Here is an 18,934-nt window from a genome sequence, read left to right as displayed (position 1 = left end):
GCCCAGCGTCAAGGTACGGTTACGCCGCACCACCCAATAGCGCGGCGTTGCCGCCTGCAGCGGTTGTATCGACGCAGACATGACGCTCGCCCAGCACCCGAGCGCGGTCTGGCTGGCCGGGAATTAGCGGCAGGATGGGGCCGTCACGGCGGGCCAGATGGCATTCGATCTCACGCGCGGTGTCCTCGTCCCCCCACCAAAGCACACCCGAGAACCCGGCGGCGTTTTCCAGCCTGTGCAGGTCAACCATTCCGGTTGCCTGAATGGCTGTGCCGCTCAAGGCCGTGACGGCCTCGACCTGCGCCTTTGTGGCCTCTGCCCCCGGTCCCATGCACAGCAGGGGCGCGCGGGGGATTTCACTCAGCCGATTGGATTCACCGGTCGGGCCGGGCAGGGACTGGGTGCGAACGGCGGCGGGTTGGCCCTGCGGGGCAGGTATGTCGCCCATGGTAGTGTCCCATTTGGCCTCGCTGGTCTGACGGTCGGGCGCACAGAAACGCGCCATATAGTTCGGGCCGCCCGCCTTGGGTCCGGTGCCAGACAGACCTTCGCCGCCGAAAGGTTGCGAGCCGACGATGGCTCCGATCTGGTTGCGGTTGACATAGATGTTGCCTGCGTGAACCGCCTCGGTGATGTGCTGCACGCGGTCGTCGATGCGGGTGTGCAGGCCGAAGGTCAGCCCGTAGCCAGTGGCATTGATCGAGGCGATGACCTGATCGATTTCGGATGCCTTGAACCGTGCCACATGCAGCACGGGGCCAAAGATCTCGCGTTCAAGCGCCGCTATGCCGGAGATCTCGATCAGGGTAGGGGCAATGTAGGTGCCTTCGGGCGGCGTGTTCAGTTCTTTCAAAACCCGCCCTTCGGTGCGTGCTTTGGCAATGTGATCGGCAATGCCCTTACGTGCATCTTCATCGACCACCGGGCCACAATCGGTGGACAGCAACCATGGGTTACCAACCTGCAACGCCTCCATCGCGCCGGTAAGCATGGTCAGCAGATCGTCCGCGATATCCTCCTGCACATAAAGGCAACGCAGGGCCGAGCACCGTTGGCCCGCGGACTGAAAGGCGCTTTCGATGATGGACTGCACGGCCTGTTCTGGCAGCGCGGTGCTGTCCACGATCATTGTGTTCAGCCCGCCGGTTTCCGCGATCAGAGGTGTGCCGGGTCGTAGGTTCTCGGCCATAGCCTTGCGGATTTTCAGCGCCGTCGCGGTCGAGCCTGTGAAGGCCACCCCCGACACCCGCGGATCCGAAGTCAGAGCTGCCCCAACGGGCGGCCCACCCGGCAGCAGTTGCAGTACATCGCGGGGGACACCAGCCTCGTGCAGCAACTGGACTGCACGATGGGCAATCAGCGGTGTCTGCGGCGCAGGTTTGGCCAGCACGGCGTTGCCTGTGGCCAAAGCCGCCGAAACCTGGCCGGTAAAGATTGCCAGCGGAAAGTTCCACGGGCTGATGCAGGTGAACGTGCCCGCCGGTTCTGCCTGAGGGATGTTGGCCGCATAATAACGCAGGAAATCGACCGCCTCGCGCAGTTCGGCGACTGCGTCGGGGACGGACTTGCCTGCCTCGCGGGCCAGCAGGGCGAATAGCTCGCCGAAATGCGCCTCGTACAGATCAGCAGCGGCATTCAGGATGCGCGCCCGATCCGCGGCGGGGGATTGCCACGGGCTGGCCGAAGCCAAGGCCAGCTCAACATCTTCCGCGCTGGTCGGGGCCACGGCGCCTGGTCGATCCTGCGGTTGTGCCGGGTTGATGACAGGTTCGTCCTCGCCGGGATGCGCATCCGCCGACAGCAGCGGCTGTGCGTACCAGTGATGGGCGCGGAATTCGTCCCGGGCCGCGTCAACCTGGTCGAGCGTCGGCGTATGGTGCAGGTCGAACCCCTTGGAGTTCGGGCGTTCTGGCTGAAATAGCTCGGGCCCTGTCGGAAGTGGGGATTTCGGCCCCTGAATGGTGACAAACGGGTCAGCGGCTACCTCTTCCGGCGGCACTGCTTTATCTACGATCTGGTTCACGAAGGATGAGTTTGCGCCGTTTTCCAGCAGGCGCCGCACAAGATAGGCCAGAAGGTCCCGGTGCGCGCCAACGGGGGCGTAAATCCGGCAGCGCGTTTTGCTTTGATCCTTGACGATCTGGTGCAGGGTTTCACCCATCCCGTGCAGGCGCTGAAACTCGAACGGCTGATCATCAGCCATATGCAGGATCGCGCTGACCGTATGCGCATTGTGAGTGGCGAATTGCGGGTAAATCCGGTCTGTCATGCCCAGCAATTTGCGCGCGTTGGCGATGTACGAAATGTCAGTCGCCTCTTTGCGGGTGAACACGGGGAACCCATCGACGCCCTCGACCTGAGCGCGCTTGATCTCGGTATCCCAATACGCACCTTTGACCAGGCGTACCATCAGCTTGCGGTCGTGGCGTTCAGCCATTTCGTAGAGTGTGTCCAGAGCGATCCCCGCACGGGGGCCGTAAGCCTGGACCACGATCCCGAACCCATCCCATCCGGCCAGGGCAGGCTCGGCCATTACCGCTTCGATCACCTGAAGGGACAGTGACAGACGGTCGGCCTCTTCGGCGTCCACGTTCAGACCCATTCCGGCCGCCTTGGCCAGCAGACACAAGGCCCGAACGCGCGGCACCAGTTCGTCCATCACTCGGTGCTCCTGCGCGATTTCATAGCGCGGATGCAACGCCGACAGTTTCACCGAAATGCCCGGATTGGCGCGGATGTCGTTGTGGGTGCAGGCGTCTGCAATGGCAGCAATCGCACGGGAATAAGACAGGTGATAGCGGGCGGCATCGGCCTCGGTGCGGGCGGCCTCGCCCAGCATGTCGTAGGAATAGGTGTACCCTTTGGATTCCATCCCTTTCGCGCGGTCCATAGCGGCCTGAATGGTCTCGCCCAGAACGAACTGACGCCCCATCTCTTTCATCGCGCGCCCGACGGCGGTGCGGATGACCGGCTCACCCAGCCGTTTTATCGCTCCGCGCAGGGCACTGACCGGAGACGTCTTGCCCTCGTCCAGAACCTTGCCCGTCAGCATCAGCGCCCAGGTCGACGCGTTCACCAGTGACGAGGACGACTGCCCCAGGTGCTTACCCCAATCGGACGGCGCGATTTTGTCTTCGATCAGCGCGTCGATCGTTTCGGCGTCCGGGACCCGCAACAGCGCCTCGGCCAGACACATCAGTGCAACACCTTCATCGGTGGACAGGCCATATTCGGCGAGGAAAACCTCCATCATGCCGGGGGAGGTGCTGGAGCGGATGTCGCGCACCAACTGCGCCGCCGCCGCGCAGATTGCGGCGCGATCGGGTTCGCTCAACTCGGCCTGTGCGATCAGGGCATTCAGAATTTCGGACTGATCGGCATAGGTCTGGCCGTCGATATGGGTACGCAGGCTGTGTGTCATGAATCCTCCGGGCTTTTGTTAAATATAGGATCGATTTTGCGGGACAACTGCCTTGATTTATGGTTTCTGAAGGCAAATGAACTGATTTGGTGAAGTAAAACGATGCAAATGAACCGCCCTGATCTGGATCGGTTTGACCGGTCGATCCTGACGATTCTGGCCGAGGACGGGCGTATCTCGGTCGCCGATCTGGCGCGGCGTATCGGGCTGTCGAAGTCCCCGACTCAAGCACGTGTGAAAAGGCTTGAGGCCGAAGGGATCATCACCGGATACCGCGCCTTGCTGGACCCGATCCGCCTTGGGCTGGACCATGTCGCCTTTGTCGAGGTGCGCCTGACTGACACCCGCGAGAAGGCCCTGGCCGAGTTCAACGCAGCGGTGCGCAAGGTGGCCGAGATCGAACAAGCCCATATGATCGCGTCAAATTTCGACTATTTGCTGAAAATTCGCACCGGTTCGATGTCGGAATACCGCGCGGTTCTGGCCGAGAAAATCTCATCCCTGCCGCACGTGGCGAATACGTCGACCTTCGTTGCGATGGAGGCGGTGAAAGAGATGGGCGTGTCCGGGGCGATTGAAGGCGCGGGTTGACGAAAGGCCCAGTGGCGTCACCATTGGATCATGAAACAGATAGCCCTTGCTTCCATCTTACTTGTCGCGTCCACGGCTGTGCGGGCCGGGGACTGTCCTGTTGCGCCGGACCACGCCGCCGATGTTGACGGAGTAATTGCCCAAATCCAGCAGGCCGAAACTGAACAAGCCGCCCGCGACTTGTCGAGCCGGTTGTGGGAGTTCTGGACCGATGCGCCGGATTCAAGCGCGCAAGCCGCACTGGATCGGGGAATGGCGCGTCTCAGGGCTTCGGACTTGCTGGGTGCGATCGAGGATTTCAATAAGCTGATCGCCTACTGCCCGTCTTACGCCGAAGGGTATAACCAACGCGCCTTTGCGTTTTATCTGGGGCGGGATTTCGAAGCCGCCTTGCCCGATCTGGACAAGGCCATCGAACTGTCGCCGAACCATGTGGCTGCGATCAGCGGGCGGGCATTGACCTTGTTGGAGTTGAAAAGGCTTGATGAAGCGCGGGAGGCTTTGAACCAGGCTTTGGAACTGAACCCGTGGCTATCGGAGCGCCATCTTCTGGGTCCGGGCGGGCCACTGGAGCCTCCGGGGCAGGATATCTGACGAAGAAACGCCCCTGAAACCAAAAGGCCGGGGGCGTTTCATTCAGGTTTAGCCAATCAGACCGTTATCGGCGCGTTTGATCGCTATCACCGAGGACCGTGGCGTGCCGCCATCGGGCCAGTTGCTGCCCGGGTGCTGGATGCCGACGAACATGGTGCGCAGGTCGGTGGACCAGGCCAGCCCCGTAACCTCACAGCCGTTCGGGCCGGTCATGAAGCGCGCGATTTCACCGGTGACCGGGTCACCAACCAGCATCTGGTTGTTGCCGTGGCCTGCGAAATCTTCCTCGTTGCCGTCATTGCCGTCGGTCTGAATCCAGATCAGGCCCGTCGTGTCGATGGCCATGCCGTCCGGCGAGTTGAACAGGTTGCCCTCGTTCACGTTCGGCGAACCTGCATATGCGTCCGAATGTACGGTCGGGTTGCCGGCCATGACATACAGGTCCCAGTCGAAGGCTTCGGCGGCGTGGTCGTCATTGGCCGGGCGCCAGCGCACGATCTGGCCGTATTTGTTTGCCTCGCGCGGGTTGGGACCGTTGACCGAGGTGTCATCCCCACCGGCATTCGGTTTGACGCCGCGATTCTTGTTGTTGGTCAGGCAGCAATAGGCCTCGGCCGCAACCGGGCTGGAGGCGACCCATTCCGGACGGTCCATGGTGGTGCCGCCGGCGGCCGACGCGGCCATGCGGGCAAAGATCAGAATCTCGGCCGCGTCCATGCCGGTGGTTTCCGGCGTCAGAGGCAGCCACGCACCTGTTGCGTCATCATTGAACTTGGCGACATAAAGCGTTCCATCGTTCAGCAGGCTCTCGGTCTCACCGCCGGGCTGGTAGGTGCCGTTCGAGACGAACTTGTACAGATACTCGCCCCGCTCATCATCGCCCATATAGACGACCACGCGGCCATCGGCGGCCAGCGTCACCTCGGCGTTTTCGTGCTTGAAGCGGCCCAGACCGGTGTGTTTGACTGGCGTGCTGTCAGGATTGGTCGGGTCGATTTCCACGATCCAGCCCGCGCGGTGCGGTTCATTCGGGTTTTTCGAGGTGTCGAAGCGTGGATCAAACAGTTCATACCCGTTCCAGCTTGTCGCTTTGATGCCGTAGCGCGCCATGCCATCCGCGACTTTCTGGTCATAGCTGGCGTTTTCGTTGGATGAGCCGAAATAGCCGTTAAAGTTCTCTTCACAAGTCAGGTAGGTGCCCCATGGGGTCTTGCCCGCGCCACAGTTGTTCATGGTGCCCAGCGAAGTAGTGCCGGTCGGATCAGCGGCGGTCTTCAGCAGGTCGTGACCGGCCGCGGGGCCGACGATCTTCATCGGGGTATTGTGGTGGATGCGGCGGTTGAAGGGGCTGTCCTTGACAACCGACCAGCCGTCGGGACCTTCGGTGATTTCCATCACGGTGACGCCCTGCAGGTTCTGCAGTTTCAGAACATCGTCGGCATTTGCCGGAACGCCTTCGTTCGCGGCGGGCAGGTTGATCTTGCGGTTCGGGTATTCATGGTTGATCGCAATCAACTCGTGACCCTGGAACGAGAAGGTCTCCATTCCGTCGGTGTTTTCACCAAACACGCGATCCGATTTCTCGACCGCGCCGCCGTCAGTCAGGTCATAGCCGTCCGCGTCGGAGAACAGCGGGTCGCCCCAGCGCATCAGCATTTTCCATTCGTACCCTTCCGGGACATGCACGGTGCCATCGGTTTGTGCAGCAATAGGAGTGAAGGCAAAGCGCGAGGCGCCGACAGCGTGGGCCGCAGTCGACCCCATCAGACCCGCGCCCATAGCGGCAGCACCCGAGCCAAAGGCCAGCACGCCGCCCAGGAAGCCACGGCGCGAAAGGGCGCTTTCGACAACGCGGTCAAAGTCGTTTTCCTCGGGGCGGGGGAAGTGCACTTCGTCCCAATCGTCGGCAGATAAAGTGGTGGGGTCTATGGTGGTCATGGATGGCTCCTGGCTGTCCTATAAAGAGTGATGAAATGGATTTAGGGGGTCTTTGTGACAGGGTGTTGACAGCAACCTGAAGGACGCTACCCGAGGCATCTAATAATGGCTTTTCCGACGCTAAAAAACAGGCTGAACACTGAAATAAGTACAAGCTTCGCGGCGGATCATGACAACGGGCCAATATCACCTTCTCGTGAAACGTGCTCTCAGCGAAGGCGTTGGCCCGCCGGATCGAACCGATAGGCCTTGTCGGCGGAAAAGGCGAATCTCAACTCCTGACCTTCCGCGATCGCGTGCTGGCCGAACAACCGTGCCGTCACCGCATGATCCTGCACCTTGGCGATGACATTGGTATCTCCGCCCAGTTTTTCCACGTGGCTGACCTGTGCGGCCAACGGGCCGTCGTCGGACAGGAACAGGTCTTCGGGGCGGATGCCAATGGTGTTCTCACCATCCCCCAGCAGATCTTCGGGCAAAAAGTTCATCGACGGTGAGCCTAGAAAGCCTGCAACGAACTGGTTGGCGGGGTTGTTATACAGCTCCATCGGGGTGCCGATCTGTTCCACCCGTCCATCACGCAGTACCACGATCTTGTCGGCCAGCGTCATCGCCTCGGTCTGATCATGGGTGACATAGATCATCGAGGCATCCAGCGCCCGGTGCAGGTTGGCGATTTCGATCCGCGTGTTCATCCGCAGGGCGGCGTCGAGGTTCGAGAGTGGTTCGTCAAACAGGAACAGTTTCGGTTCGCGCACGATGGCGCGCCCGATGGCGACGCGCTGCCGCTGCCCGCCGGACAGCTCGGACGGGTAGCGGTCCAGATAGTCCTCAAGGTTCAGCATTCGGCTGGCCTTGGCGACGCGCTCTTCGATTACCGCTTTGGGCTGTTTCTCTTGCTTAAGCGCCAGCGTCATGTTTCCACGCACGTTCAGATGGGGATAGAGCGCATAGCTTTGGAACACCATCGCGATCCCGCGTTTGGAGGGGGGCACCAGATTGACCTGTTGGCCGCCGATATTGATCTCGCCCGAGGACGCATCCTCGAGCCCCGCGATCACCCGCAACAGGGTGGATTTACCGCATCCCGAAGGGCCGACGAAGACGACGAATTCGCCTTCTTCCACCTCCAGCGTGATGTCTTTCAGGACATGTACGTTGCCAAAGGATTTGTTCACATTGGTCAGGGTCAGAGCGGTCATGATGTGGGCTCCTTTAGCGAAACGGGGTGGCCGGTGCGGATGCTTTCATCGGCGGCCAGACAAATGGCAAGGGATTGGACGGCGTCATTCATGTGACGTGTCAGGTTGATGTCTTCCGCAATGGCGTGCAGCATATAGGCTTGCTCGGCATCGCAGAGTTCCTGATGGCCGGGCTCATCGGGCATCTCGATGGTGCGATCTCCGCTTGGCGTGTGGACCAGTAAGCCGCCAACCTTGGTGTGGCCGTCGATATTGGCCGATGCCCCTTTGTTGCCATCGGTGATCGAAACTGAACCGTTGGGCGAGACGATGTCTTTTACGAAGAACGCCGTCTCAGACATCATCGGGCCCCATCCGGCCTCGTACCAACCGACCGAACCATCGTCGAAGATCACCTGAAACTGCCCGTAATTATACATGTCCTCGGCGATCTCATCGGACAGGCGAAGGCCCATGCCGTGCACGCGAACGGGCTGGGCATCGGTGATCTGGCACATCACGTCGACATAGTGCACGCCGCAATCCACGATGGGCGAAGTCGTCTGCATGAGTGCTTTATGCGTTTCCCACTCAGCGCCGGAGGATTGCTGGTTCAGGTTTAGCCGGAACACGTACGGCCCGCCCAGATCCCGCGCCTCGGCGATCAGGCGCATCCATGAGGGGTGATGGCGCAGGATGTAACCTACGACCAGTTTGCGGTTCAGCCGGGTGGCGGTTTCGACCACGCGCCGTGCGTCGGCGACGTTGGTGGCCAGGGGCTTTTCGACAAACACATGCGCCCCGGTCTCCATCGCGGCACAGGCATAATCAGCATGGCTGTCGGAATAGGTGGCGATCACGACCAGATCGGGCTTCGTCTCGGTCAGCGCAGTCTGAAAATCCGAATAGGCTGGATAGTTCGCAAGGTCCGGGTGATCCACGCGGCCGGACCGGTTCACCAATCCCACGATCTGCGCGTCCGGGTGGTGGTGATGGGCCAGCGCATGGCTCAGCCCCATATTGCCGAGGCCTGCAATCAGAACACGGGTCATTTGACAGCTCCTGAAGTGATGCCGCGGATTAGCTGGCGCGAGAAGATGACATAGAGAATTAGCACCGGCAGGATCGCCATCGACAGGGCAGACAGAACCGCGTTCCAGTCGGTGACGAACTGGCCAATGAAGACCTGACTGCCCAGCGTGAGAGTCTTGGTCTCTTCGGCAGGCGCAAGGATCAGCGGGAACCAGAGGTCATTCCAGATCGGGATCATGTTGAACACGGCCACGGTCGCCATTGCCGGCCGAACCAGAGGCAGCACCAGCCGGAAAAAGATCGTATACTCCGACAACCCGTCGATGCGTCCTGCGTTCTTCAGGTCATCGCTGACTTGCCGCATGAATTCGGACAGGATGAACACCGCCAAGGGTAAGCCTTGCGCCGTGTAGACAAGGATCAGTGCCCAGAGCGTGTTCACCAGCCCGGTGGCCACCATCATCTCAAGGATCGCCACGGTGCCGATACGGATCGGGATCATGATCCCCAGAGCTAGGTAGAGCCCCATCAGCAGGTTGCCTTTAAACTGGTACTCCGACAGCGCGTAGGCCGCCATGGCTCCGAACAGCAGGATGAAGAACAGCGACGCCACGGTGACGATCATCGAGTTCTGGAAGTAGAGGAAGAAATCCCCCTGCTTCATCACCGTCTCATACCCGATCAGCGAGAAACTGTCGGCATTCGGCAGGGCCAGCGGCTCGCGAAAGATCGCGCGGCGGGTTTTGAAGCTGTTGATCAGGATCACGAAGACCGGGAACAGTGCGATCAGCGTGTAAAGGATCAGCGCCCCGTGCATCGCGGTAGTATTCAGCGGGTTTTGGCGTGCTTTGTTCATCCCTGCGCCCTCACAGTTGATACCGGCGCATCCGGGTCTGGATGCCGAACAGGTAAATGCAGACGCCCACGAGGATGATCGCGAACATGGCCCCGGCGATGGCCGATCCCATATGCGGGTCGCCCAGTTGCAGCTGGAAGCCAAAGAAGGTGCGATACATGAAGGTGCCCAGAATGTCGGTTGAGAAATCCGGCCCCGCCAGTGCGCCTTGGGACGCATAGATCAAGTCGAACGCATTGAAGTTCCCCACGAAGGTCAGGATCGAGATGATCCCGATCGACGGCAGGATCAGCGGCAACTTGATCTTCCAGAAGGCCGAGGCGCCAGTGATGCCGTCGATTTCTCCGGCCTCAAGGATTTCTTCGGGGATGGTCAGCAGGGCGGCGTAGATCAGCATCATCGGGATGCCGACGAACTGCCAGACCGAGATCAGCGCTAGCGTGGTCAGGGCGTATTCCTCTTTCCCCAGCCATGGCGCGAAAAGCGATTTCAGCCCGATGGCGTCCAGCATCGACGGAGCGATGCCCCAGATCGGAGACAGGATCAGTTTCCACGCAAAACCAACGATCACGAAACTGAGGATTGTCGGAATGAAAATCGCCGAGCGGTACAGCGCGGCAAACCGCAGGCGCGGGTGGCTCAGCAGCGCTGCCAGTGCGATCCCGATGGGGTTCTGCACCAGCATGTGGATCAGGAAGAACCAGAAGTTGTTTCCCAGTGCATTCCAGAACTGCTCGGACCAGACTGGATCGAAAAACAGCGTCTTAAAGTTCTGCAATCCAACGAACACGCGGGTCTGATCGACTTCGGTAAACAGCGCCAGACGTAGCGTGTTGAACAGCGGAAAGATCATCACCGCCGTATAGACAAGTACGGCCGGTGCCAGAAACACGACGATATGCCAGCGGATGCGGGGGCGGTTCATTGGACTGCTTTCAACGGAGTGTAGGGTGTACCCGGGCGGGCATTTCCGCCCGGGTAGGTGTCAGCTTACTGGTGCGGGGCGTACCAGCTGGACAGGCCTTCCTGCAGCTCGGCGCCCAGTTCCTCGGGCGATTTGGCGCCCTTGATGGCAGCGACCGACGCGCCCCAGGTCTCATTCTCAAGGTTCGGCGTGCCGCGCGACAGGATCTGATAGGTCGAGCGGATGGTCGACTCGCATTCCTCACGCCAGCCGACGATTTCCTTAGCCAGCGGGTCCTGCAGTTCGACCGGAGTGCTGGACAGCGGGAAGAAGCCGGGCAGGGCGTTGCCGAAGATCTCGGCGAACTCGGGGCTTGCAACCCATGCGAGGAAGATCTCAGCCGCCTCAGGGTGTTTTGTGGCTGCATTCATGCCGATGCCGATATCGGTGTGGTCCGAGATATAGCAGGTGTCACCCGCATTCCGGACCGGAGGCTTGAACGCGCCCATCTCGAAATCGGCCTGCGCGTTGAAGCCCGAGATTTCCCAAGATCCGGCGGGATAAATCGCGGCCCGGCCCAAAGTAAAGATGTTCTGGCTGTCGGGATAGGTCTGCGCCTCATACCCGTCGCCCATATATTCGGCCCAGCGGGCGAGGGTCGCGTAGGGGGCAGTCCAGACCTCATCGGTCAGTTTCTGTTCGCCCGAGATCAGCGCCTGGCGGCCTTCCTCACCCTTCCAATAGTTCGGACCTATGTTGTTGTAGCCCATCGTGGCGGCTTCCCACTGGTCGTTGGTACCCATGGCCAGAGGAACATAGGTGCCGTCTTCCCTGATCTTGTCGAGGGCGGCAAAGAACTCATCCTCAGTGGTGGGAACCTCGATGCCCAGTTCGTTGAACGCGTCCTTGTTGTAGATGAAGCCATGGATCACCGAGGCCATCGGAACACAGAAGCTGACCGCGCCGTCATCCGTCTGCCACGCCGATTTCGCAACGTCCGAGAAGTTGCCCATCGCTTCGACACCCGACAGGTCGGTCAGGTGGCCGGCTTCATACAGCGCCAGAGAGGCGTCGAACGGGCGGCAGGTGATCAGGTCGCCAGCCGAGCCCGCGTCGAGTTTCGAGTTCAGCACGGCGTTGTATTCCGCCGGGGCTGAGGGGGTGAACTGAATCTTGATGCCGGGGTGCGCGGCTTCGAAGGCTGGAATGATCTGGTCCTGCCACAGGGTCAGGTCGTCGTTGCGCCAGCTTTCAATGGTCAGCGTCACGTCCTCGGCAAGGGCGCTTGTCGCTATCAGGGTCGTGCCTAGCAAGGCCAACTTCAGGCTTCTGTATGTCATTGTTCTCTCCCGTTTGTTTGTCTTTGTCAGTATTGCGTCAGTGCTGCGGTCAGAATTCCTTTGCTGGCCTGCAGCCGGGCTTCGGCCTGCGCCAGCGACAGGCCCTTTGCGGCGATCAGGATGGCGGGTTTTACCTCTCCGTTTGCCGCATCCAGCGCCTGCTGTGCAGTGTTGGTGTCCACTTCGGCGATCCGGGCGACGATCCCGGTTGCGCGCGCCCGCAGCTTGTCATTATCAGCGCGCATATTGACCATCATCCCGCCATGCACATGGCCCAACTCGACCGCCATCAGTGAGGACAGCATGTTCAGCGCGATCTTCTGTGCCGTTCCCGCGCCCATGCGGGTCGAGCCCGAGATCAGCTCGGGCGGTGTGGCTAGAAGGATCGGAATATTTGCGCCTTGTAACAATGGGCTGCCAGCGTTGTTGGCGATGCCGATCACGGTGGCGTTGCGTGCGCTGGCGATCTTCGCGGCCGCCAATGTATAGGGCGTGGATCCGCTGGCCGACACTGCGATCACCGTGTCGTGCGGGGTCAGTGCGCTCAGTACGTCGTCGAGACCGTCGGTCGCGTCTTCGGCTCCGCCTGGCATCTGGACACCAGTTGGCAGGCCTCCGGCCATATGAATGCGCAGGCGGGCAGGGGCGATTGAGAAAGTGCCGCCCAACTCTTGCGCGTCGGCTGCCGCCATCAGCCCCGACGATCCGGCGGCCACGAAATGCAGCACGCCATCGGTGCGGATCGTTTCGGCCATAGCCTCGGCGCCGCGCGCGATGTTGTCCAGCGCGTCGCGGACGGCGGTGGCCGCGGCGATCTGCCCCTCGGCCAGCGCGCGCGCCGCACCGACCAGATTGCCTGGGGTCAGCTGTAAGGCGTCAGGGTGCAATTGTTCAGTCGGCGGCAGCGTCAAGAGAATCCCCCTCGTGTGTTCGTTATACGATACCTATCTAATACCACTTGTCTAGATTTTTCTTTCACCGTGAGATTTCTGCGGCTAAATCAGTAAAACTGGGCTCTGCGCCAAGATTTTTTCGAAATGCGGGCTTTCTTATCCTCAATAGGTATTATAATGGTATTGTCATGACCGAGTCTCGAAATAGCGCCGTATTGGCGGTGGATGGTGGCGGAACGCGCTGCCGGGTGGCCTGTGAAATCAATGGGGTGACCCATTGCGTTGAAACGGGCGCTGCCAATGTCTCGACCGATTTTGACGGGGCGCTTGACCAGATTCGAACCGGGCTTGACGCCTTGTCCCGTCAGGTTGAGGTCGCGGACCTGCGCAGTTGGCCTGCATTTGTTGGCCTTGCAGGTGTGACCGATGATGTCATCGCCGGGCGTTTGCGCGATGCGCTGGGCCTGACTTGCGCGCGGGTCGAGGATGATCGCCCCGCCGCCGTGCGCGGCGCTTTGGGTGCACAGGACGGTTTGATAGCGCATTGCGGCACCGGATCATTCCTTGCGGTTCAGCTGGATGGTGCGATGCGGTTCGCCGGGGGCTGGGGGTCGGTACTGGGGGATGAGGCCTCGGCCCAGTGGGTCGGGCGCCGGGCCTTGTCCGAAACGCTGTGCGCCTATGATGGCACTCAGGTTCAGACCGGCTTGACGCAAAAGCTGCTGGCTGACTTGCACGGTCCGGCAGGCATCGTGTCTTTCGCGGGCTCTGCGACGCCCGCGCAGTTCGGTGCGCTTGCGCCCGCAGTGACGTCTGCCGCACAGGCCGGCGACTCCGTTGCAGTGGAAATCCTGAAGGCCGGGGCTGATTACATCACCGAAACCGCGAAGCGGTTGGGCTGGCAATCGGGTGGGGCGATCTGTCTGACCGGCGGGATCGCGGGGCACTACGGGCCCTATCTGCCGGACGAGATGCAATCCGCCATTCGCCCTCCGCAAGGTGAACCCCTGACCGGCGCGTTGGCCATGGCCAAGGAGGTACGTCATGAGCATCGCTGACTTCCTGCGCGCCGATCAATGGCTGAGCCCCGAAAAAGGCCCGCGCTATGTCCAGTTGCGGCGTAGGCTGCAAGAGGGGATCGATACCGGCGTACTGGCTCCGAACACTTCTCTGCCTTCGGAACGGGAACTGGTTGAGATCACCGATCTGTCGCGGGTCACCGTGCGCAAGGCAATTCAGGAACTGGTTCAGGAGGGCGTGATCGAACAGCGGCAAGGCTCTGGCTCGTTCATTCGCGAACCTGTGCCGCGGGTCGAGCAATCGCTGACGCATCTGACATCGTTTACCGAGGACATGTCGAGCCGGGGAATGCGCACAACCTCGAAATGGCTGGAACGCGGTGTCTTTGCGCCCACCCCGGAAGAGGTCAAGGCGCTGAGCCTGAAAGATGGCGAACAGATTTCCCGCATCTACCGCCTGCGCGAGGCGGACGGCCGTCCGCTGGCGCTTGAGCGCGCGGCACTACCGCTGGATATCCTGCCGAACCCGATTGAGGTGACAACCTCGCTTTACGAGGTGTTGGACGGTTTGGGCCGGCGGCCGGTGCGCGCGGTGCAGAAGATCTCGGCGCTCAATCTGGCGGCGCGCGAGGCCGAGTTGCTGGACGTGCCCGAAGGGGCCGCCGGGTTGAACATCGAACGAATTTCATTCCTCAAAAACGGACGGGTCGCGGAACTGACCCGGTCGCTTTATCGCGGTGACGCCTATGATTTTGTCGCCGAGTTGCGGTTGTAACCGGAAAGGCCGGAAAACATGACTGAACACAGTTCGAAAATGCGTCAGGAGATTCTGGAGATCCCCGACGCCGTTGATCGGTTGCTGAGCCAGGGTGCGACCAACATTCTGGACGCGGCAAGGCTGGTCAAGGACGCCGATCCCCGGTTTCTGATCACGGTAGCGCGGGGATCGTCCGATCATGCCTGCCTGTATCTGAAATACGCCGCCGAGTTGCTGCTGAAACTGCCTGCGGCGTCCGTCGGGCCGTCGGTCAGTTCGATCTATGGCGTGGACCTGCGGGCTAAGGGGGCGTTGTGCCTGTCGGTATCCCAGTCCGGCCAAAGCCCCGATATCGTGGGAATGACACGGTCGTTGAAATCCGGCGGCGGGCTGACCGTAGCCATCACCAATGACGAAAGCTCGCGACTGGCCGGAGTGACAGACGCCGTACTGCCTCTGCACGCGGGGCCGGAACTGAGCGTGGCCGCGACCAAGACGTTTGTCACCTCGCTGGTGGCTGGTTTGTGGCTGATGGCAGAGATCAAGCGCGACAGCGAATTGTCCGGCGCGATCCGATCCCTGCCGGGTCATCTGGCGCAGGCTGCACAAGGCGACTGGTCGGCCGCAGCCGAGGCGATCACGGGCCGGTCGCTGTTCACGCTGGGCCGCGGTCCATCCTTTGCGATGTCCAACGAGGCCGCGCTGAAGATCAAGGAAACCTGCCAAATTCACGCCGAAAGCTATTCGGCGGCCGAGGTTTTGCATGGGCCGGTCTCGATTGTCGAAGAAGGGTTCCCCACCATCGTATTCGCTGCAGCGGATGCGGCGGAGCAGACGACGGCCGAGGCTGCGGATGCTCTGGCCGTCAAAGGGGCTGCGGTTTTTGCGGCCACCGAAAAGGTGGCCCGTGCACAGAGCCTGCCGGTGACGCGCACCGATCACTGGCTGACCGACCCCATTGCCACCATCACCTCGTTTTACAGTATGGTCGAGGCCGTGGCCCGCGCCCGTGGAATCGATCCGGACGCGCCGCGCCATCTGAGAAAGGTGACAGAGACGGTATGACCTCAGGTTCAGTGACATTTCGCAATGGGGCCCTGTTCGATGGTGGGCGCCTGCATTTCGGTCGGGCGATTGTATTTCGTGACGGCGCACTGGTCGCGCTTGTACCGGAAGAGCAGGCGAAGAACGAAGGGCAGGTCATCGACCTGAGTGGGGATATCCTGAGCCCCGGGTATGTCGATCTGCAGGTCAATGGCGGCGATGGAGTGATGTTAAACGATGACCCCTCGGTCGACACGATCCGACGTATCGCCAGTGCGCATCGCCGGCTGGGCGTGGCGTCTTTGCTGCCGACCCTGATCACCGACACACCAGAGAAAACGCAGGCCGCCATCGCGGCCGCGATACAGGCTGCGCGCGCGGGTGTCCCGGGGGTGGTCGGGCTGCATCTGGAGGGGCCGCACCTGTCGGTTGCGCGAAAGGGTGCCCATGACGGAGCGTTGGTCCGTCCGATGGAGGACGAGGATCTGGCGGATTTGATCGCGGCGGCGGAGGAACTGCCGTGCCTCAAGGTGACCCTCGCGCCTGAATCCGTGTCCGAGCAGCAGGTGAGCGCGTTGTTTGACGCCGGTGTTCTGGTGTCGCTGGGCCATACCGATGCGGATTTCGCGACCTGCCAGCGCTATGCGGCGGCGGGTGCGCGCTGTGTGACGCATTTGTTCAATGCCATGAGCCAGTTGGGCAGCCGCGAACCGGGGCTGGTCGGTGCGGCGCTGGCCAATGGCGGCTTGTCGGCGGGGCTGATCGCTGACGGGATCCATGTTCACTCCGAGGTGATGCGCGCCGCGTGGGCCGCCAAAACCGCGCCCGGTCAGGTGTTTCTGGTCAGCGACGCCATGGCCGTTGCAGGTACGGATCAAACCTCGTTCGAACTGGAAGGCCGCCGGATCGCGCGAACCGACGGTCGTTTGACGCTTGACGACGGAACCCTGGCTGGGGCCGATCTGGACCTGACCACAGCCATCCACAATCTTGTCACTCAGGTGGGGGTACCGCTGCACGAGGCGCTGGCCGCCGTAACGACCTATCCGGCGTCACTGATCGGCCAAACGACTGCGCAGCCGCTGCAATATGAGGCGATGATCCGCATTTCGTCAGGTCTCGACGCCTGTGAATGGCTACCGGAGCTGGGCTAGTTGGGCCGGTGTTTGCGGTTCGCCAGATCCGTCGGAAAGAGTGTGCGCAGAAATTGAACTCTACCGTCGAACGGCGCTTGACGGCGTCAGGTGCATCGCTTAAACCGACCTGCGCTGAGCGGGCGTCGTATACTGGCTATTACCTCAGCCTTCCAAGCTGATGAAGCGGGTTCGATTCCCGCCGCCCGCTCCAAGTCAGCCCGAAAATTCTGCGTCAAATGGCCCTGTGAAGGGACCAATTCGCGACGCACAGCTTGACCCCGCGTTTCGGTACCTCCAAGAAGCGGGAAAATGAATGCGAACATGAGTTAAGGGCCAAGCATGGCAAGACGAGCCTCAGCCAGTCCAGCACAGCAATCCGCGCCAGGCGCCAGCGAAGAGCGCGCCGGGTCCAAGAAAATTGGCGTTCTGGCATCCCTATGGCCGTTCATGCGGCCATACCGGTTGTTGATGATCGGTGCGACACTGGCACTGGTTCTGACCGCCAGCATGACCCTGACGCTGCCACTGGCCGTGCGCCGTGTGGTCGATAATTTCCGCATCGAAGATGGCGAACTGCTGGATTGGTATTTTCTGGCCGCTCTGGTCATTGCCGCAGTTTTGGCCGTGGGAACCGGCCTGCGCTATGCGCTGGTGACTCGTCTGGGTGAACGCGTAGTGGCCGATATCCGCAAAGCGGTGTTCGATCGCGTCATTGGCATGAGCCCCGAGTTCTACGAACGCATCATGACCGGAGAAGTCCTGAGCCGGATCACCACCGACACGACCCTGATTCAATCGGTTTTGGGTTCGTCCGTGTCCATTGCGCTGCGAAACATGCTGTTGTTCCTGGGTGGTCTGGTGCTGATGCTGCTGACCTCGGCCAAGCTGACCGGGATGGTGATGCTGCTGATCCCGATCGTCGTGGTGCCGATTCTGCTGCTGGGGCGGCGTCTGCGTGTCATCAGCCGCGAAAATCAGGATTGGATCGCGGCGTCGTCCGGTAACGCGGGCGAGGCGCTGAGCGCGGTGCAAACGGTGCAGGCGTTCACCCACGAACAAGCCAGCCGCAAGCAGTTCGATGACATGACCGAGACCTCTTATGTTGTCTCGCTACGTCGCATTCAGACCCGCGCGGTTCTGACGGTCATCGTGATTTTCCTGGTGTTCACCGGCATTGTCGGCGTGCTGTGGATGGGCGCCAATGACGTCCGCAATGGTGTGATGACCGAAGGGGTGCTGATCCAGTTCGTGATCTACTCGATCATCATGGCGGGGTCCGTGGCGGCCCTGTCCGAAATCTGGAGCGAACTGCAGCGCGCCGCCGGCGCGACCGAGCGTCTGGTCGAGCTGCTGAACGCGCAGGACACGGTCAACGACCCGGCAAAACCGGCCGCTTTGCCGTCACCGGTCCGGGGTGAGATTCGCTTTGACGACGTGACATTCCGTTATCCTTCGCGCCCGGATGTTGTTGCGCTGGAGCACCTGTCGTTGCAGGTCAATCCGGGTGAGACGGTGGCGTTTGTCGGCCCCTCGGGGGCAGGCAAGACAACCGTCATTCAGATGATCCAGCGGTTCTATGATCCGGCCTCGGGGCAGGTCATGCTGGATGGCGTCGACCTGCGCGACATCGACCGGGCCGACTTCCGCCGCCACATGGCGTTGGTGCCGCAGGACCCGATCATCTTTGCCACCTCGGCTCGTGAGAACATCCGCTTTGGCCGTTTGGACGCCTCGGATGCTGAGGTCGAAGCTGCCGCCCACGCCGCCGCCGCGCATGATTTCATCTCTGCGCTGCCCGAAGGCTATGACAGTTTTGTCGGCGAACGCGGCGTGATGCTGTCGGGCGGCCAGAAACAGCGCATTGCCATCGCCCGCGCGATCCTACGCGACGCGCCGGTTTTGCTACTGGACGAGGCGACCTCGGCGCTGGATGCGGAAAGCGAACGTGCGGTGCAGGGCGCTGTTGACCAGATGCGAGCGGGCCGCACTACGCTAATCGTGGCGCACCGTCTGGCGACAGTGAAAAAGGCTGACCGGATCGTGGTGATGGAGGCCGGGCGCATCGTTGCACAGGGTACTCATGATGATCTTGTGGCGCAGGACGGCCTGTATGCCCGCCTGGCGCGTCTGCAGTTCACCGACGGTATGGCCGCCGAATAAAGTGACGCTGGGGCAATACGGCTAAGTCCGCAGCGTAATTCTACCTCTTTGCTGGCTTCACAGCTAAG

Annotated in this window: 15 protein-coding genes and 1 tRNA gene; 8 read left to right on the top strand and 8 right to left on the bottom strand. The window is 61.3% G+C overall.

From position 1 onward, the window contains the following. Positions 1-19 precede the first annotated feature (19 nt). Positions 20-3,421, bottom strand: a complete 3,402-nt coding sequence (putA, locus tag GOX63_RS10285; RefSeq protein ID WP_170545658.1) for a bifunctional proline dehydrogenase/L-glutamate gamma-semialdehyde dehydrogenase PutA — start codon at positions 3,419-3,421, stop codon at positions 20-22. A gap of 102 nt (positions 3,422-3,523) precedes the next feature. Between putA and GOX63_RS10280 the strand changes: the two genes are divergently transcribed. Both GOX63_RS10280 and GOX63_RS10275 read left to right on the top strand, forming a co-directional pair. Further along, the gene (locus tag GOX63_RS10280; RefSeq protein ID WP_170325872.1) at positions 3,524-4,012 is read left to right on the top strand and encodes an Lrp/AsnC family transcriptional regulator; all 489 of its coding nucleotides are present in this window, start codon (positions 3,524-3,526) and stop codon (positions 4,010-4,012) included. A 30-nt stretch (positions 4,013-4,042) separates the two neighbouring features. Beyond that, entirely contained in the window at positions 4,043-4,606 is a 564-nt protein-coding gene (locus tag GOX63_RS10275; RefSeq protein ID WP_170325871.1) for a tetratricopeptide repeat protein, read from the top strand. Between the two features lie 48 nt (positions 4,607-4,654). Here the strand turns inward: GOX63_RS10275 and GOX63_RS10270 are convergent, their stop codons facing one another. From GOX63_RS10270 to GOX63_RS10240, 7 genes are all read right to left on the bottom strand, one after another. Beyond that, the gene (locus GOX63_RS10270) at positions 4,655-6,544 is read right to left on the bottom strand and encodes a PhoX family protein (RefSeq protein WP_170325870.1); all 1,890 of its coding nucleotides are present in this window, start codon (positions 6,542-6,544) and stop codon (positions 4,655-4,657) included. Positions 6,545-6,753: 209 nt separating this feature from the next. Further along, complete coding sequence (locus GOX63_RS10265) at positions 6,754-7,746, bottom strand: ABC transporter ATP-binding protein (protein WP_170325869.1); 993 nt, start codon at positions 7,744-7,746, stop codon at positions 6,754-6,756. Further along, positions 7,743-8,777, bottom strand: a complete 1,035-nt coding sequence (locus GOX63_RS10260; protein WP_170325868.1) for a Gfo/Idh/MocA family protein — start codon at positions 8,775-8,777, stop codon at positions 7,743-7,745. Before GOX63_RS10260 ends, GOX63_RS10265 begins: the two co-directional genes overlap by 4 nt. Next, a complete protein-coding gene (locus GOX63_RS10255; RefSeq protein WP_170325867.1) occupies positions 8,774-9,613 on the bottom strand; it encodes a carbohydrate ABC transporter permease in 840 nt (279 codons plus the stop codon). The genes GOX63_RS10260 and GOX63_RS10255 overlap by 4 nt, the downstream gene beginning before the upstream one ends. 10 nt (positions 9,614-9,623) lie before the next feature. After that, a complete protein-coding gene (locus GOX63_RS10250) occupies positions 9,624-10,538 on the bottom strand; it encodes a carbohydrate ABC transporter permease (RefSeq protein ID WP_170325866.1) in 915 nt (304 codons plus the stop codon). Between the two features lie 65 nt (positions 10,539-10,603). After that, positions 10,604-11,857, bottom strand: a complete 1,254-nt coding sequence (locus GOX63_RS10245) for an ABC transporter substrate-binding protein (protein WP_170325865.1) — start codon at positions 11,855-11,857, stop codon at positions 10,604-10,606. A 26-nt stretch (positions 11,858-11,883) separates the two neighbouring features. Then, positions 11,884-12,768: an N-acetylmuramic acid 6-phosphate etherase gene (locus tag GOX63_RS10240; RefSeq protein WP_254435920.1), complete on the bottom strand. Its 885-nt coding sequence runs from the start codon at positions 12,766-12,768 to the stop codon at positions 11,884-11,886. A 170-nt stretch (positions 12,769-12,938) separates the two neighbouring features. On the opposite strand from GOX63_RS10240, the gene GOX63_RS10235 reads away from it, so the two are divergent. The 6 genes from GOX63_RS10235 (at position 12,939) to GOX63_RS10210 (ending at position 18,866) form a co-directional block, all read left to right on the top strand. After that, positions 12,939-13,808 carry a BadF/BadG/BcrA/BcrD ATPase family protein gene (locus GOX63_RS10235; protein WP_170325864.1) on the top strand — a complete coding sequence of 290 codons (870 nt, stop codon included), beginning with the start codon at positions 12,939-12,941 and terminating at the stop codon, positions 13,806-13,808. Then, positions 13,795-14,544: a GntR family transcriptional regulator gene (locus tag GOX63_RS10230; protein WP_170325863.1), complete on the top strand. Its 750-nt coding sequence runs from the start codon at positions 13,795-13,797 to the stop codon at positions 14,542-14,544. Before GOX63_RS10235 ends, GOX63_RS10230 begins: the two co-directional genes overlap by 14 nt. Before the next feature lie 18 nt (positions 14,545-14,562). Then, on the top strand, positions 14,563-15,591 hold the full coding sequence (locus GOX63_RS10225) for an SIS domain-containing protein (RefSeq protein WP_170325862.1): 1,029 nt from the start codon (positions 14,563-14,565) through the stop codon (positions 15,589-15,591). Beyond that, a complete protein-coding gene (nagA, locus tag GOX63_RS10220; protein WP_170325861.1) occupies positions 15,588-16,724 on the top strand; it encodes an N-acetylglucosamine-6-phosphate deacetylase in 1,137 nt (378 codons plus the stop codon). Before GOX63_RS10225 ends, nagA begins: the two co-directional genes overlap by 4 nt. A 118-nt stretch (positions 16,725-16,842) precedes the next feature. Next, positions 16,843-16,917, top strand: a tRNA-Gly gene (locus tag GOX63_RS10215). 128 nt (positions 16,918-17,045) lie between these two features. Continuing rightward, entirely contained in the window at positions 17,046-18,866 is a 1,821-nt protein-coding gene (locus GOX63_RS10210) for an ABC transporter transmembrane domain-containing protein (RefSeq protein ID WP_170325860.1), read from the top strand. Positions 18,867-18,934 lie beyond the last annotated feature (68 nt).

Origin of the sequence: Ruegeria arenilitoris (assembly GCF_013031355.1) — a bacterium.
GTDB classification, from domain to species: Bacteria; Pseudomonadota; Alphaproteobacteria; order Rhodobacterales; family Rhodobacteraceae; genus Ruegeria; species Ruegeria arenilitoris_C.
Note: the sequence above shows the minus strand (reverse complement) of the source record. Positions and strands in the feature narration are given on the sequence as shown.